This window comes from Bacillus sp. T-10(2022) (assembly GCF_056502895.1).
This window is the reverse complement of the sequence record NZ_CP113518.1, coordinates 529748-545288: the sequence shown is the minus strand read 5'-3', so window position 1 is coordinate 545288 and position 15541 is coordinate 529748. Positions and strand designations below refer to the sequence as shown.

At 43.3% G+C, this 15541-nt stretch carries 13 protein-coding genes, 1 riboswitch and 1 other annotated feature; of the genes, 4 read left to right on the top strand and 9 right to left on the bottom strand.

Annotated elements, in window-relative coordinates:
- Positions 1-9: 9 nt before the first annotated feature.
- From OSJ91_RS02620 to OSJ91_RS02610, 3 genes are all read right to left on the bottom strand, one after another.
- Complete coding sequence (locus OSJ91_RS02620; protein ID WP_350301093.1) at positions 10-1122, bottom strand: sugar ABC transporter substrate-binding protein; 1113 nt, start codon at positions 1120-1122, stop codon at positions 10-12.
- A 115-nt stretch (positions 1123-1237) separates the two neighbouring features.
- Positions 1238-1343: riboswitch (SAM riboswitch) on the bottom strand.
- A 94-nt stretch (positions 1344-1437) separates the two neighbouring features.
- Positions 1438-4179 carry a GTP-binding protein gene (locus OSJ91_RS02615; protein ID WP_485890937.1) on the bottom strand — a complete coding sequence of 914 codons (2742 nt, stop codon included), beginning with the start codon at positions 4177-4179 and terminating at the stop codon, positions 1438-1440.
- 448 nt (positions 4180-4627) lie between these two features.
- A complete protein-coding gene (locus OSJ91_RS02610; RefSeq protein ID WP_164468807.1) occupies positions 4628-4801 on the bottom strand; it encodes a hypothetical protein in 174 nt (57 codons plus the stop codon).
- Positions 4802-5008: 207 nt separating this feature from the next.
- Positions 5009-5255: a binding site (T-box leader), on the top strand.
- 99 nt (positions 5256-5354) lie between these two features.
- Here OSJ91_RS02610 and brnQ point away from each other — a divergent pair.
- From brnQ to rluF, 4 genes are all read left to right on the top strand, one after another.
- On the top strand, positions 5355-6686 hold the full coding sequence (gene brnQ, locus OSJ91_RS02605; protein WP_350301091.1) for a branched-chain amino acid transport system II carrier protein: 1332 nt from the start codon (positions 5355-5357) through the stop codon (positions 6684-6686).
- A gap of 122 nt (positions 6687-6808) precedes the next feature.
- Positions 6809-7741, top strand: a complete 933-nt coding sequence (locus OSJ91_RS02600; protein WP_350301090.1) for an aldo/keto reductase — start codon at positions 6809-6811, stop codon at positions 7739-7741.
- Between the two features lie 164 nt (positions 7742-7905).
- Positions 7906-8805 (top strand): DMT family transporter, encoded by a 900-nt coding sequence (locus OSJ91_RS02595; RefSeq protein WP_350301089.1) that lies wholly within the window; start codon positions 7906-7908, stop codon positions 8803-8805.
- A 115-nt stretch (positions 8806-8920) separates the two neighbouring features.
- A complete protein-coding gene (gene rluF / locus OSJ91_RS02590) occupies positions 8921-9628 on the top strand; it encodes a 23S rRNA pseudouridine(2604) synthase RluF (RefSeq protein WP_350301088.1) in 708 nt (235 codons plus the stop codon).
- 434 nt (positions 9629-10062) lie between these two features.
- Here the strand turns inward: rluF and OSJ91_RS02585 are convergent, their stop codons facing one another.
- The 6 genes from OSJ91_RS02585 to OSJ91_RS02560 form a co-directional block, all read right to left on the bottom strand.
- Complete coding sequence (locus OSJ91_RS02585; protein ID WP_485890936.1) at positions 10063-10812, bottom strand: ABC transporter permease; 750 nt, start codon at positions 10810-10812, stop codon at positions 10063-10065.
- Positions 10813-11574 (bottom strand): ABC transporter ATP-binding protein, encoded by a 762-nt coding sequence (locus OSJ91_RS02580; RefSeq protein ID WP_350301086.1) that lies wholly within the window; start codon positions 11572-11574, stop codon positions 10813-10815.
- A 198-nt stretch (positions 11575-11772) separates the two neighbouring features.
- Complete coding sequence (locus OSJ91_RS02575; protein WP_350301085.1) at positions 11773-12126, bottom strand: DUF1048 domain-containing protein; 354 nt, start codon at positions 12124-12126, stop codon at positions 11773-11775.
- 71 nt (positions 12127-12197) lie between these two features.
- A complete protein-coding gene (locus OSJ91_RS02570) occupies positions 12198-12518 on the bottom strand; it encodes a PadR family transcriptional regulator (protein WP_033796096.1) in 321 nt (106 codons plus the stop codon).
- A 989-nt stretch (positions 12519-13507) separates the two neighbouring features.
- Positions 13508-14476 (bottom strand): sugar phosphate isomerase/epimerase family protein, encoded by a 969-nt coding sequence (locus OSJ91_RS02565; RefSeq protein ID WP_137018590.1) that lies wholly within the window; start codon positions 14474-14476, stop codon positions 13508-13510.
- Positions 14477-14497: 21 nt separating this feature from the next.
- Positions 14498-15538: a Gfo/Idh/MocA family protein gene (locus OSJ91_RS02560; RefSeq protein WP_034305944.1), complete on the bottom strand. Its 1041-nt coding sequence runs from the start codon at positions 15536-15538 to the stop codon at positions 14498-14500.
- Between the last annotated feature and the right edge of the window lie 3 nt (positions 15539-15541).

The window sequence follows — 15541 nt, the reverse complement described above, 5'->3', positions numbered from 1 at the left end:
TGTCTCTTTTTACTTTTTATAATGATCTTTCAAAACTTTCATCCAATCTTCTTCAAATTCCGTCGATACACCCCAGCCATCGACAATACCAGACAGATTTGCCATGTTCACCGCTTCTTTTGACGCTTGGATTTGCTTTTGTGAAATAAGTGAAGCCTCCAAGTCATAGGTTTGCGGCGTTTCTTCGCCCGCTAATTTTTTAGCCAATATCCTCATATTCACTGCACCGATCAACTTGGGATCCACTGCTGCCGTGTAGGACCATGAGCTATCAGCCGATTGGATTTCCTGGAGATCTGCATTCGAAACATCTATTCCATATATCTTCACTTCATCACGGCCTGCCTCTTTAATCGCCCGGGCTGCACCGATAGCAAAGGCATCCCATGTTGCGAAAATGGCATCCAATTTACCTTTAGGGTATTTATTCAGCATTGCGGCTACAGCATTTTGTGTCTGAACTGAAGTATCAGCAGATGCCACTCCGAATCTTTCGACTTCTTTAATTCCAGGATTTTCTTTTAATTTTTCCTGATAGACTGCATTTCTTCGTACCATTGGAGGAAAACCGTCCACCCAAAGATATGCAATTGCCGCTTCACCTTTCTGTTCTTTTATCAGTTTATCAAATGCCAGTGTTGCCAAAGCTTCATCATCTTGTGAAGTTAATGTCACGCCTTCTATTTTAGATAGATCGCTTATTGAATCGAATGTGACAACGCTTTTACCTGCATCAACCAACTTTTGAACGTCATTTACAGTTGCTGCATCATCTCCATGTGAAATGATATAGCCGTCATAATCTTCCTCCAAAGCCTGCGCTATCGCATCATGGAATTTAGCCGTATCACCATTGGCTGTGTACGTATCCACTTGAAACCCCAGTGCTTCTCCTTCTTCCTTCGCCCCCGCCAGGTATTGGGCCGTATGATCATCACCGCCAATTTTACGAATCACTTTGATTCTGGCTCCATCTCCATCAGCAAATCTTTCCGGAACATTTTCAAATGATACTTTTTCTTCTTTCTTCGATTCTGTGGAACTCTGCCCTGTAGAGCAACCCGTTAAAAGCAAAGCCGAAGCGATGGCTGAAATGAATATCCCTTTAATAGACCTTCTCATCTTGTTTCCCTCCATTTTTTCTTATTAGTCTTATCAGTTAAGTTGGTGTAAATCCCAAAATAAAAACCTCTCTAATATAGAGAGGTTTAATCGGCTGTTTTGCAGACTTGTCCCTCTCTTATCTGTCAAAACATTTCTGTTTTGCAGGATTTAGCACCAATTCCTAATGGAACGGTTGCTGGGCATCTTAGGGCCAGTCCCTCCGCCACTCTTGATAAGAGATATATGTGTTGCGTTTTCGTAATTATCACTTTATAGGGATATAGTCGTAAAGTCAATAGATTTTTGAATATTTGAAATGTTCCCCGTTATTTTTTATTTTCTTTGTAGTTGGGCTAGACGCTTTTTCTCAATCTTTTCAAGCCTCTCCAACTGCCTTAATTTCACTTCGAATAAAGTGATAGGGTCACGGTAAACTTCCGGATTTTCTTTCATATGCTCCAATGCAGCCTGGTAGTCTTTTATTTCAGTCTGCGTTTGCTCAATCGTTTTTTGAAGTAAGGCAAATGAACCGCGATAGAAAAGGGAGATGTCACGATCCAAAGATTTTTCAAACAATCCAAATTGGGTAAGGAAACGTTCCGTGATCATTTCCGCAACATCCAGGTAATCTTCACTTTCCAGGTATTTCTTATAACGATTGTACATATTGGCTTTATTTTGCGGTATCGCCCCAAACAGCTTCCCTGCCCCTTTAAGCAGTAATTGAGATGGAGTCCTGCGCAAAAGGATATTGACGTTTTCGATGCGGATACTGCTTGTCATCCGGTCGGCATCACGGCGCCAGTCATCCAATACCCTGAAGTCGCCTGCCAGCGTAATCCGTTCTTCTTTGTATAATTCATTGAATCCGGCACTCATCTCATCCATAAACTGCTGGCTTTGTGTGAACTCCATTTGGGAACTGGCAATCCAGTCTTGAAGAGAACGGTAATATTGAGGCATGATCTTGTCAGAAATGAAGTTTTGAATCCGCTCATTCATTTCCTGGTTTAACTGTACATGGACCTGACTGAAATCACTGCTTTCCGTTAACGATTTAGAACAATCCCTCAGTAACTCAGGAATTTTTGAATAAAGCTGATTTTTCACTTCGTCCTTAAGCAGACGATACGACCTTATGATATTTTCACTTTTTTCTTTTTCCAAATCAGCCAGTTGATTGACCGCCCCATTCAGCTTGACTTCCATCTGTTCATTCCAAGAGATGGAATGCTCGCATTTCCGCTCATTGGCTGCCCGTTTTTCTAACAGATAAGATAAAGTTTTACGAATGAATGCCAGAATTTTTTCAGATCTTCTTTCCTTCCAATTATCATCTTGATAATTCGATTGAAGGAAGGCTGAAAGGTCCTTCAATTGCTGCCTGCTGTCATAATGTTTGGAGAAAGCGAATACTTTCGCATTCGGGAAATATGCATTCACTTTATCCCATGTTTCGTCTTCCATCCGGACTGCGACCTGATCACTGTATATCGTATCCATTTTATTTAATAAGAAATGAATCGGCAGTTTCGGAGCCATCATTTGAATTTCCAATAACAGATCCCGTTCGCTGCCGGTGAATGGCGCCCGGGCGTCAAGAACGAACATCAGGCCATCACTGCCATGTAAATAGCCTTGGAAATCGGATTCCACGCTTTTTTCCCCATTGAACCCCGGTGTATCCAATAATCGCAGATGATTATTTCTTAGGTAGTCACTGATGATCGTCACATCGACAATAGTCCCGCGCTGACGGCGTGTTTCATCCAAATCAGTTAGCTCCTCGACAACCTTGCTATCTGTATCGGTAATTTCAAGGATTTCCAAATCATCCCCGTCTTTGACACTGACTAGGGAAGAATGATCTTCAGCGGCAATGCTCTCGCCAACGATTGACTGAATAAAGGATGTCTTGCCATTTCCTGTACTTCCTGCAAGAAGGAGATTGAAATTCCGGGTATCCTTAAGCCCGTCTACCATCCATTTAAGCTTATTGCCAACCTTTAAATCATTATCTTCAGCCCACTGGATAATGGAATTGAACAGTTTCTCTCCCGCTTCCAGTCCGCCACCCAATTTAGGCGATTTCGAAAGCAGGCTCTCTGCGTCCTGAATGACCAACGCATTGATCGTATCCGGGAAGATTTCATTCCAGGACAACGCGGATGCCGCCGCAAACAGCGAGAGCTCCCCGTCTGCGATTTTGAGCCAGTTTTCCAGCAACCTTGGCACGACAGGACTTAATTCCTTGATTAGATGCGTTCCTTCTAACAGACCTGCATATGCATCCCTGTAATAGACGGAAAGCTCATCCCATACATCCGCATGGTTCAATTCGATGGTATCTATCAAGTTATTAATCACTCTTAGCCATTCGAAATAAGAGTCCGTATATTTATAGTTTTTCCACAGGGCAACCGTCACCTTTTCGAAACGTTCCTGGTCGAGTGTGTAAAGCGAACCAAGGACAGTTGAAAAATAATCCGGATCCATCGATTGGGCAACACCTTGCTGGATATACGTTTTCAGTACATCGAACCAGCCCATTGATTCTGTACGGATACTTTCATTCGCCGCTAATACAACCGCACTGTTCCAATCCTTTTGTTCTTCAAAAAAGGCGCGTGCAATTTCCGTGACATTCGGGTAGTCCGGTTGGAACTCGACCGCTTCTTTCACGACATTGGAAGCCAGGTCATTTCTCGATTCCACTATGTACAGGGAAAACAGTTGCAAAAGAACCTCTGTTTTCAAGACCGCTTCATCCGTATCGACGGATTTATAGATATCCTCTGCGGTTGAATACATTTCCAGTTCAAAATAAGCATCAGCGATGTTTTTCTTCGCCCATGAACCAAGTTCCCCTTCTATGTTTTCCCATTTAAAAATGGCTGCCTCATAGTCATGATGCTGAAAATATATTTCTCCTTGAGCAAATCGAATTGCGGTTAAATCCGCTATTTCCTTTTTTTGTTCCACGAGAAACATTTCACCCAAAGCTTGAATGGGGTGCTTCCTTGTATCCTCAATCATCGTTTCATAATATTTTTTCCCGATCAGACGTTCGTCCATCTTTATTCCCCCGATATATTTCATATTTTCAATTAAAGGATAATCACTGATTCTATAAGCCTTCTAGTAGACCTAACATTCAATCTATAGGTTCCTTTAGTTAAAAAATCATTTACAAAACCTTAAAATGTTATTTTAGCAAAACAATATGGTAACAACATGTCACCACTCTTACAATTTTAAAACAGAAACAATTGGAACTGTAATGTTTTTAATAAACCGATACAGAGATGTCATTTCCATATTCGAGAAAATATGTTTTTTCTAGAGGTGAGCGAACCATTCTTCTCCCTCTAAATTACCAGAAGCCCACCCCTTCAACTTACCTATAAACGGTAAAAAGCAAAATCACCCTGCCTCATCCATATAAAAAAGCAGTACCTCATTCATAAAAGGTAACTGCTCTCTGATAAGCTCCGAACAGTACTTGTCCTTTGACAAATTAGGATTATACCCCTGTACGCTTACGTTGGTTATTCGGCTTTTTGGTCAACTGGCTTTTAAGCTGTTTCGTTTTCTTTACAACGCCTGTTTCCAGTTTATCTTTACTTGATCCTGCTTGCTTTTGAGCCAGTTTTTGTTTGACTGCATCCGCCAGGCTTAATTTTTTATTTTCAGACATACTGTTGTCTCCTTTAGTGTTCTGCCTTCTATTATAATATAGTTGCGATTAGAAAGATAATAGGGAGTTATAGCCTATTCTTGCTCAAAAAATCCTCTGGATAAAGGAAGTTTCGCCAATGAGGGACTAATTTCCTGCTCCTTTTAAAGGATTAATGATAAATTATGTTGACTTCATAATCAGAATTTGCTAAATTGTCTTTATATTATAAAATCTATGAAGAGAAAGAGTAAGATGAGAACCCTGTTCCACAGAGAGTCGACATGTGGTGGAAGTCGATGTCCAAGGCCTATCCGAAAATCATCTCTGAGATGCAAAGCTGAAAATGCAGTAGGCTTTGACGGGTTTCCGCCGTTACAACGGATCACGTATGAATTCGTACGTTGACTGAGTGCCGCAGCTTCTTTGAAGTGCGGAATATGGGTGGTATCGCGAGCACAAACTCGTCCCTGATTTTCAGGGGCGAGTTTTTTATTTGCACAAAACACTTTAATTAGCCTTTTTCAGGCCAGTCGGCGAGATTTATCATTTTTAAAAAAAAGGAGAAATCACCATGAAAAAAACAGACACATTATTTATCGGCCTTATGCTTTTCTCAATGTTCTTCGGAGCAGGGAATCTTATATTCCCTCCATTTTTAGGAGCATCTTCAGGAACTTCTTTCTGGCCGGCCATTGCCGGTTTTGTCGCCACCGGAGTCGGCCTGCCAATTTTGGTGCTTCTTGCAGTCTCACTTGTTAAAGGCGGGGCACAAACCATCGGTGCCCGTGTACATCCACTATTCAGTACGTTGTTCATGGTTGTCATCTATTTAAGCATCGGGCCGTTTCTGGCCATTCCGCGGAATGCGAATGTTGCCTATGAAATGGGCTTCAAGCCGTATCTTGGCGACTCAATGAATCAATCACTATTTCTATTCATGTTCACAACCGTATTTTTCATCATCGTTTATGCCATTTCATTGAATCCAGAAAAAATGGAAACCTTCATGGGACGCTGGATTACACCCGTTCTACTATTGTCCATGGTCATTCTCTGCGTCGTTGGGTTCGTAAAGCTTGATGCTCCATTCCAAGCTCCAACCGAAGCATATGCTGCAGGAGCATTTTCGAAAGGGTTCATTGAAGGCTACAACACGATGGATGCTCTAGCTTCCCTGGCTTTTGGGATCGTCATCCTTACTTCAATCCAGCAAAGGGGGATTTCCGAACGAAAGCAATTGACGAGATATACAGTAAAAGCGGGTCTCATCGCTGGTGTTTTGCTTTCTGTAGTTTATATCTCCTTAGGAGTAATCGGGGCACGCATGGCAGCCGATGGTTCATTCGAAAACGGAACGGATATCCTCACTGTCGCATCGACCCTTTTACTTGGTACTGGCGGTAAGGTCCTTCTCGGCATCATTTTCACTTTAGCATGCTTCACCACCGTTGTCGGATTGACGACTGCTTGCGGACAATATTTCTCGAAACTTTTCCCCAAGCTGAACTATAAAACCGTCATTCTGATCGTAACAATCGTCGGTTTCATCCTTTCAAATATGGGTCTGAATCAAATTCTGAAAGTATCGGTGCCATTCCTTGTGATGGCTTATCCGTTAACGATCGTCCTGATTGTCCTGACATTCTTCAGCCGTCATTTCAAAAACCCGAAGAAGGTTTATCGCAGTGCAATGACTTTCACAGGGGTTTTCGCCTTGATGGATGGACTGAATGCTTTCGGCTTACAATTAGGACCCGTGCAAACCTTGAGTGATGTCCTTCCCCTTTCCGCCTTCGGCATGGAGTGGATCATCCCTGCTCTCGTCGGTACAGCCCTTGGCGTTCTGCTCAGTCAAATCGGACAAACAGCTCCAGCTGAGGAGTTGGAAATCGAAACACTATAATAATGAAGTAAGCAGGTGATTTTACAGATCATCTGCTTATTTTGTGCACGCCTGCATTGCTTTATTTTGGAAATCGACATCCACTTTTTGTTATGATGGGGTCAAAGGAGATGATAAGTAATATGTCTAAGCAAACCCGTATTGGTAAAACAGATCTGTATGTAAATCCGATTGGCCTTGGCACGAATGCAATTGGCGGACATAACCTTTTCCCTAATCTAAGTGAGGATACAGGAAGGGATGTTTTGAGAACGGCATTGGAAGAGGGAATCAACTTTTGGGATACGGCTTACATTTACGGTCCTGAGCGTTCAGAAGAAATTATCGGTGAAATCCTTAAAGATAGCCGCAGACGCGATGACATAGTCCTTGCCACTAAAGGGGCACATAAATTTGTCGATGGCAACATCGTCTTTGATAACTCTCCTGCTTTTCTGAAAGATGCCGTGGACTCGAGTCTAAAAAGGCTCCAAACAGACTACATCGACTTATTTTATATCCATTTCCCTGATAGTGATACCCCTAAAGATGAAGCAGTAGGTGCCTTAAAGGAATTGAAGGATGCAGGCAAAATCAAGTCAATCGGCGTCTCGAACTTTTCGTTCGAACAATTGAAGGAAGCGAATAAAGACGGTTATGTCGATGTCCTGCAATCCGAGTACAATCTATTCAAACGTGAGGCAGAACAAGACCTGCTGCCATATACAGCCGAGAATGATATTTCCTTCATTCCTTATTTCCCGCTTGCGTCCGGTCTGCTCGGCGGCAAATATAATCAGGAATCAACATTCGATGACGGCCGGGCAAAAAGTCCGCTTTTCCAAGGACAAGCCTTTGTAAGCAACCTGCAAAAAGTGGAAGAAGTACGGGCGATAGCCAACAGGAAGCATACCGAAGTCGCCGATGTCGTACTAGCTTGGTATTTAACTCGGCACTCGATCGATGTATTGATTCCCGGAGCGAAAAAGCCAGAACAGGTCACCCGCAACCTACAAGCATTGGACGTCGATCTAACCATGGATGAAATCGCCGAAATCAGTGCCATTTTCGCTTAATTATAGATGTGAAAAGGCCGTTCAGTTTAAGCTGAACGGCCTTTTTATCCTGCTCTGCGGTTCATCCTTGTACTTAAATTGACTGTAGGGTCTCTATATTGCTTAGGTACCTCTACTTTGTTATATTTAGTGAATATTCCATAAATTAAGGAAGAGGCAGTCTGATGAAAAAATCTATTGTTATTTTATTTCTTATATTGGCAAATTTGTTCTGGGCCGGTAATTACATTTTCGGAAAATACGTTGTGACAGAACTTTCCCCAATCCAGCTAACATTTACGCGATGGCTAATTGCCGTTTTCTTATTGTTTCCTTTAGCGCAATGGATTGAAAAGCCACACTGGAGGATTATATGGAAAGCCTGGAAATTACTATTAGTCTTGGGTGTGCTCGGAATCATCAGTTATAATTTTTTCCTTTATTGGGCTTTGACCTATACAACTTCCATGAATGCCGCTCTTGTCAATTCCATGAACCCTGCCTTAATTGTTCTTTTTTCCGCTTTGCTGTTAAAGGAGAAAATTTCATCCCTCCATGCTCTCGGACTTATCATATCTTTATTCGGCGTTTTATTGGTCTTGACAAAAGGACACCTTCTGGATATTTTCCAGCTCACCTATAATAAAGGCGACCTATTGATGATCCTGGCGATTCTCGTTTGGACCTTCTATTCAATAATCGGTAAAAAACTGAAAAACATTCCGATCATCTCTGCTACTGCCGTTTCCGTATTTCTCGGATTGATTCTCGTCGCTCCATTCGCCATTGGCTCTGGAATGAACCTTGATTTAAGCAGCAAAGCAATCACAGGTCTCTTATATATTGGAATCTTCCCGTCTGTCGGCTCATTTATTTTCTGGAATATTTCCCTTCGTCATATCAATGCCGGCCAGGCTGGAATTTACCTGAATCTGATTGCTGTATTTACCGCCATCCTTAGCCTAGTTTTAGGTCATGCGATTACGTTCATCCAAATCCTCGGTGGCATCCTTGTCTTTATTGGCGTTTACCTGACAAGCAAAAAGAAAAAGGCATATCCGGCAGCTGTCACGAAGAACATGTAAAGAACCTCCAGTAATTCTCACCAACGAACGCTTTCTTGTCTTTTCCCCTTGTCTATGCACCATGATTTACGTTATCCTTTAAAGAAGAAAATCTGAATGTAAAGGTGTGCTTTAGTTGAGGATCAATAAATTTATCAGTGAATCCGGAATTACCTCGCGACGAGGCGCAGACAAATGGATAGCCGAGGGCCGTGTGACGATTAATGGCACGGTAGCTGAGCTCGGCAGTCAAGCTGAACCCGGCGATGATGTCCGTGTAGACGGCAAGCCGATAAAAGTCGAACAGCAAAATGTCTATATTGCACTGAATAAACCGATAGGGATTACAAGTACGACCGAAAAACACATAAAAGGGAATATCGTTGATTTTGTAAATCATCCGCTTCGCATTTTTCATATCGGACGGCTTGATAAAGACTCAAGCGGTCTGATCCTTCTTACAAATGACGGAGACATCGTAAATGAAATCCTTCGTGCAGAAAACAAGCATGAAAAAGAATACATCGTAACCGTGGATAAGCCAATTACCGCGTCCTTCATTAAAGATATGTCCTCCGGAGTGGAGATTTTGGATACGAAAACACTTCCTTGCAAAGTTGAGCAGTTGACCAAATATACATTTAACATCACTTTGATGCAAGGACTGAACAGACAAATCCGCCGTATGTGCTCCGCACTGGGTTATGAAGTCCGTGATTTACATCGAATCCGGATCATGAACATCCATCTGGACGGACTGGCGAACGGCCAATGGCGCGACCTGACCGAGGATGAATTGACGGAACTATTTAAGGAATTGGATTACACCCCAAGGCAAAGATGATAATGAAGATGCCCCCGGAATTCCGGGGGCATCGTTTTTTTAATTTCAGAAGAATTTTCAGCAATCATTTGTTATTAGTTTTACGTTTTTGCCGATTTACTCGTGAGTTTCACGCTTTTACTCGTGAGTTTTGCTGTTTTACTCGTGAATTTCACTCTTTTACTCGTGAGTTTTGCTGTTTTACTCGTGAATTTCACTCTTTTACTCGTGAGTTTTGCTGTTTTACTCGTGAATTTCATGCTTTTACTCGTGAGTTTTGCTGTTTTACTCGGAGCATGCATGGCAAACCTCGCGTTGGGATAAGTGATTGAGCCACCACCAATCATAACAATTTTGAGGGATTCCATGGGACGGTTGCCCTAATATTTAAGCAGCCTTCCATGCATTCATCGCGGCGGCTGACTATTGATATGGCTAATCCGATAATGGTGTACTTACCCTAACTGGCGTTTAAATGCTTTACTGGCGAAGAAGTAGGCGATGACCATGATGCCGACGCACCAGGCAAGCGCGATCCAAATATCGTTGCCAACAGATCCTTCATACAAGAGGGCACGAATCGCATTCACGATTGAAGTCACGGGCTGGTTCTCAGCGAACGCACGGACAATTTTAGGCATCGTTTCGGTGGGAACAAAGGCCGAACTGATAAACGGCAGGAAAATCAGCGGGTACGAGTAGGCTGTCGCCCCTTCCATAGACCCCGCTGTCAATCCGGGAATGACCGCCAGCCATGTCAGCGCTAGCGTAAACAGCCCGAGTATCCCAGCTACCGCGAGCCATTCCAGGATATCAGCGTTGGAACGGAAGCCCATCAAGAGCGCGACAAGGATAACCACCACGATAGTAAGCGCATTGGAAACAAGCGAGGTCAACACATGAGCCCACAATACCGACGAGCGCTTGATGGGCATGGTAATGAAACGCGCCATCAGTCCGCTCTTTACATCCGTAAACAGCCGCACGGAAGTGTAAGCGACGCCGGATGCGATAGCCATCAGCAAGATTCCCGGCAATAAATAATTGACGTAATTGTCCGTGCCTGCCTCTATGGCGCCGCCAAATACGTAGACAAACAGCAGCAGCATCATAATCGGCGTAATCGCCACCGTGATAATTGTATCCGGGCTGCGCATGATGTTGCGCATTAAACGTCCTAGTAATACCCCTGTTTTACTTTTCATTTACATCTTCTCCTTTTTGCCAATGATTGCGAGGAAAATTTCCTCCAGTGTCGGCTGCTTCTCGATGTACTCCACTTTCGCTGGCGGGAACATCTCCTTGAGTTCGATAAGCGTCCCGGTCGAGATGATTTTTCCGCCATGCAGGATGGCGATACGGTCCGCCAGTTGTTCGGCTTCCTCCAGGTACTGGGTCGTCAGCAAGATTGTCGTGCCGCCGCCGGCAAGCTCCTTGACGGTATCCCAGACTTCAATCCGCGCTTCGGGGTCAAGCCCTGTCGTCGGTTCGTCGAGAAAAATGACTGCTGGCGTCCCGATCAGGCTCATGGCGATGTCAAGCCGGCGCTTCATCCCGCCGGAATATTTGTCCGCCCGGCGGTTGGCCGCATCGGTCAGGCTGAATCTTGCAAGAAGATTGTCAGCGACTTGAGCGGGATTGGAAACTCCCCGCAACTTGGCGATCATCATCAGGTTTTCCCGCCCGGTGAGCATACCGTCTAAAGCTGCGAACTGCCCTGTCAGGCTGATGCTCTGGCGAACATGATCCGGTTGACGCTGGACGTCAAAGCCGCAAATACCTACTTCGCCGCCATCGGCCTTCATCAGAGTAGAGAGGATATTGACCGTCGTCGTCTTGCCCGCTCCATTTGAGCCCAGCAGTGCGAAAATTTCGCCACGCCGCACCTCAAAATCCACCCCCTTTAAGACTTCATTGTCTTTAAAGGATTTTTTTAACCCTTTTACAGAAATCGCTGCATTGCTCATACTTTTTTTCCTCCTTTTAATAGCGCGGCAAGGCCGCTTGTAAGTTTCGTAAATATCCGTCGAGCGCCTAGCGGAACTAGATTGCCTATTCTCCTCTATTTAGTCTGACTGATATTCTGTATTACTTATTACCGAGTTAAAAATATACTGAATAGCGAAGGTGGCAATTCACATTTGTAACCAGCTATTCAGTCGGAATTATTTATTGAATTTATTTTTTCCCAATCGCTTCATGATACTTTCATTCAAATCTTCACGATACTTGGCGAAATAGGTTTTAGCATTTGCCACTAGTTCGTCGGCAAAGGACGCCACGTCGTCCCCAGTGATTTCCAGCACTTGTCTGCCTTCCGCCGCACCGGCTTCGAACAACTCGATTAATTCATACTGCATGTGCAGCATATCCATCCCGTTGCCCGCTGAGAAATTCCACATGTAGTTTTGAATTTTCTTAAATACAAACTGGTAGTCCTCTGGCAGGGCTTCAACCCGTGCCATCATCATTTTATACTCTTTTTTATCACCAATCATTTTTTTGAACAATTCCATCATGTTATTTTTCCTCCTTGTTTATAAAGCTGAACAAGACACTCCAAAAATAGCGTACGAAATATCTTATGAAGCTAGATTGACTTTAAGACATTGATTTTTGATGATACAAAATCCCATTTTTCCCAAAACAATTCAAGTTCCTGGCGGCCAGCCTCATTAAGTGAGTAAAACTTGCGGGGCGGCCCCATATCTGACGGTTTCTTCTCTATGTTCACCAGTTTTTTCTTTTCTAATCGCACGAGGATGGTGTAGACCGTCCCTTCCACGACTTCAGTAAACCCAAGCTCGTTCAGGCGGCGGGTAATCTCGTAGCCATAGGTTTCATGGCGGCTGATGATTTCCAGCACGCAGCCTTCCAGCGAACCCTTCAGCATTTCAGTTAAATTTTCCATGTTCAGAGCCTCCTCTATTTTGTGACTTATATTATAACGTAGTTCCGAGGGGAATTTTTACTGAATAGCTTTTGGAAAATCACGCTATTTAGTATTACTTATTACAACTAAACTGTAACACCGAGTAGCGGAGGTGTCAACTCCTTTTCTTAATAATATTTTTGCAACTTCACTATTCAGTGATGTTGGTATCCAGTGATACTTACTATAAGGTATGATGTAACACGTAGTAGGGTGACTGTCAACTTGAATTTTTTTAAAAACCAGCTATCTGCATTGGATACTGCTGAACTTTTATTGAATAGATTTTGGGTAACCACGCTATTCAGTATTACTTATTACAACTAAACTGTAACACCGAGTAGCAGAGGTGTCAACTCCTTTTCTTAATAATATTTTTGCAACTTCACTATTCAGTGATGTTGGTATCCAGTGTTACTTACTATAAGGTATGATGTAACACGTAGTAGGGTGACTGTCAACTTGAATTTTTTTAAAAACCAGCTATCTGCATTGAATACAGCTGATTTCTTTTATGGAGCTTTTATTCCTCCTATACTTCTTTCACAATGACTACACGTATGTTAAGAAAGGCGAAAGATTTCTGTATATTGACAGTGAAGAACACGTTTAAACGTAAGGGCGGAAAAGGTCATAATATGTTTGTCTTCAACACAATTGAAGTGAAAAAGAAATTTTGTCGTATTATTAGTTCCACTTTACTCGTGAATTATACTGTTTTACTCGTGAATTCCTCTTTTATTCGTGAATTTCATGCTGTTACTCGTGAGTTTCGCACTTTTACTCGTGAATATCACGCTTTTACTCGTGAGTTTCGCACTTTTACTCGTGAATTTCACGCTTTTACTCGTGAGTTTTGCACTTTTACTCGTGAATTATACTGTTTTACTCGTGAATTCCTCTTTTCTACGAGTAAGGGCCAAAAATAAAAAGCAACCTGCATTAGGCTGCTCGTTATCGGCTCTAAATTAAACCCACCATAAATCAGTTGGGCTTTCGTTGATGAGTACAGTTTTCAGATTGGTTACGGCCCGTTGGAATCCTTCTTCAACTGACATTAGCGGATCTTCGTGTTCGATGCTGACGACGTAATCGTAACCGTATGTGCGAAGGGCGCTCATGATGTCGGACCACTCTTGCAGGCTGTGGCCGCATCCTACAGAGCGAAAGTTCCAGGCACGGCTCTGAATATTTCCATATGGCTGCATGTCGGTTAACCCATACATATTGATGTTATCCTGATCCAAGTATGTGTCTTTTGCGTGGAAGTGGTAGATTGCTCCCGCTTTCCCGAGGATTTTGATGGCCCCGACTGGTTCGATGCCCTGCCACCAAAGATGGCTTGGATCAAGGTTGGCGCCTATTGCATCAGATGTAGCTTCCCGCAGTTTTAACAAGGTGTAGGGAGTGTGCACGAGAAAGCCCCCATGCAGTTCAAGGCCGATTTTTATATTGTGCTCATCGGCAATGGCGGCCGCCTTTTTCCAATAGGGGATCAATTTTTCTTCCCATTGCCATTTCAGCACATCTGTATACTCATTCGGCCATGGGGCGACGGGCCAGTTTGGATATTTAGCTCCTTCGTGATCACCCGCTGTACCGGAAAAGGTATTGACGACCGGGACGTTCAGTAAGGAAGCAAGCTTGATTGTTTTAATCAGTGTTTCATCACTTTCTTTAGCGAATGCTTCATCTGGAGAGATTGGATTGCCGTGGCAGCTGAATGCACTGATCGTTAACCCTCTTGCTTGAACGGATTCGAGGTATTTTTGGCGCTTTTCTTCACTTTCCAGCAGTTCATCGAGTGGACAATGGATATTACCTGGATACCCGCCTGTACCGATTTCAACTGTTTTTAATCCGGAATCCGCGACATAATCAAGCATATCCTCGAATGATTTTTGAGCAAATAGCACTGTAAAGATCCCTAATTTCACATGCCCCACCTCACCTTTTCATTAATTTATACTCATGACCTTCCCACTTGCCGAGCTTTGATAAATGGCTTCGATTATTTTTGAAACTTTCATGGCTTCCGATGGTTTTACCAATGGTTCTGCCAACCCCAGGCAGCTATTAATAAAGTTCTCTGCCTGTTGCAGGTCTGGTGTATCCTCCCCTGGCATCCATACTGCTTCACTATTTAAAAGCATGCCGTGCTTAGCCTGATTCAAGACTAAAGGGAACACATCAAGCCCGCCCTGCGTTCCGGATAAACTCAAAACAGTTGCTTCTTCACGGATATTCGCGGCCCAGGATGTTTCGAATAATAGAGATGCTCCGTTGGCAAATTTGATATATGCCGTGGCATGGTCATCCACTTCAAATACCGAGGCATCGAAATTCCCCCATAAATTGACCTGATCGACACCCTTACTGACATAATTATATGTCGAACCTACGATTTCAATCGGTTCTGGGTCATCCATCAGCCATAATGCCAAATCAAGCAAATGGCAGCCGTAATCGATCACGCTTCCCCCGCCTTGCAATTCCTTGCTTGTAAAAACTCCCCATCCAGGGACTTTGCGTCGTCTGATTGCCTGTACACGCGCTACATACGGTTCACCGATCTCACCGGCCTGAATCATTTTTTTGGCAGCCTGAGCTTCCTTCATGAAGCGGTAATGATAAGCAGTCGATAACACTTTACCTGATATGTTTGCAGCCTCGGTTATTGCTAAACATTCCTCAGTTGTAATGGCCATCGGCTTTTCACATAACACATGAACACCCGCTTGCAGAGCAGCAATGGAAATCTCCGCATGGAACTTGTTTGGCGTTGCAATAGTAACAGCATCCACTTCAGCAAACATTTCTTCATAATTGGTGAAAACCTTTTCGATATGAAATTCACGCGCCACTTCTCGCGCCTTCATTTCATCTATATCCTGAATGGCGTATAAAACCACTTTATCTTGAAATTTTTGAAAAGCTGGGATATGCCTTTTTTGGGCAATTCCGCCAGCACCGATAATACCCATTTTTAATTTGTACATGAT

Bases quoted from the DNA above. Each gene is read 5' to 3' on its own strand.
- OSJ91_RS02620 (WP_350301093.1), bottom strand. From the start codon at position 1,122: ATGAGAAGGTCTATTAAAGGGATATTCATTTCAGCCATCGCTTCGGCT.
- OSJ91_RS02615 (WP_485890937.1), bottom strand. From the start codon at position 4,179: ATGGACGAACGTCTGATCGGGAAAAAATATTATGAAACGATGATTGAG.
- OSJ91_RS02610 (WP_164468807.1), bottom strand. From the start codon at position 4,801: ATGTCTGAAAATAAAAAATTAAGCCTGGCGGATGCAGTCAAACAAAAA.
- brnQ (WP_350301091.1), top strand. From the start codon at position 5,355: ATGAAAAAAACAGACACATTATTTATCGGCCTTATGCTTTTCTCAATG.
- OSJ91_RS02600 (WP_350301090.1), top strand. From the start codon at position 6,809: ATGTCTAAGCAAACCCGTATTGGTAAAACAGATCTGTATGTAAATCCG.
- OSJ91_RS02595 (WP_350301089.1), top strand. From the start codon at position 7,906: ATGAAAAAATCTATTGTTATTTTATTTCTTATATTGGCAAATTTGTTC.
- OSJ91_RS02585 (WP_485890936.1), bottom strand. From the start codon at position 10,812: ATGAAAAGTAAAACAGGGGTATTACTAGGACGTTTAATGCGCAACATC.
- OSJ91_RS02580 (WP_350301086.1), bottom strand. From the start codon at position 11,574: ATGAGCAATGCAGCGATTTCTGTAAAAGGGTTAAAAAAATCCTTTAAA.
- OSJ91_RS02575 (WP_350301085.1), bottom strand. From the start codon at position 12,126: ATGATGGAATTGTTCAAAAAAATGATTGGTGATAAAAAAGAGTATAAA.
- OSJ91_RS02570 (WP_033796096.1), bottom strand. From the start codon at position 12,518: ATGGAAAATTTAACTGAAATGCTGAAGGGTTCGCTGGAAGGCTGCGTG.
- OSJ91_RS02560 (WP_034305944.1), bottom strand. From the start codon at position 15,538: ATGTACAAATTAAAAATGGGTATTATCGGTGCTGGCGGAATTGCCCAA.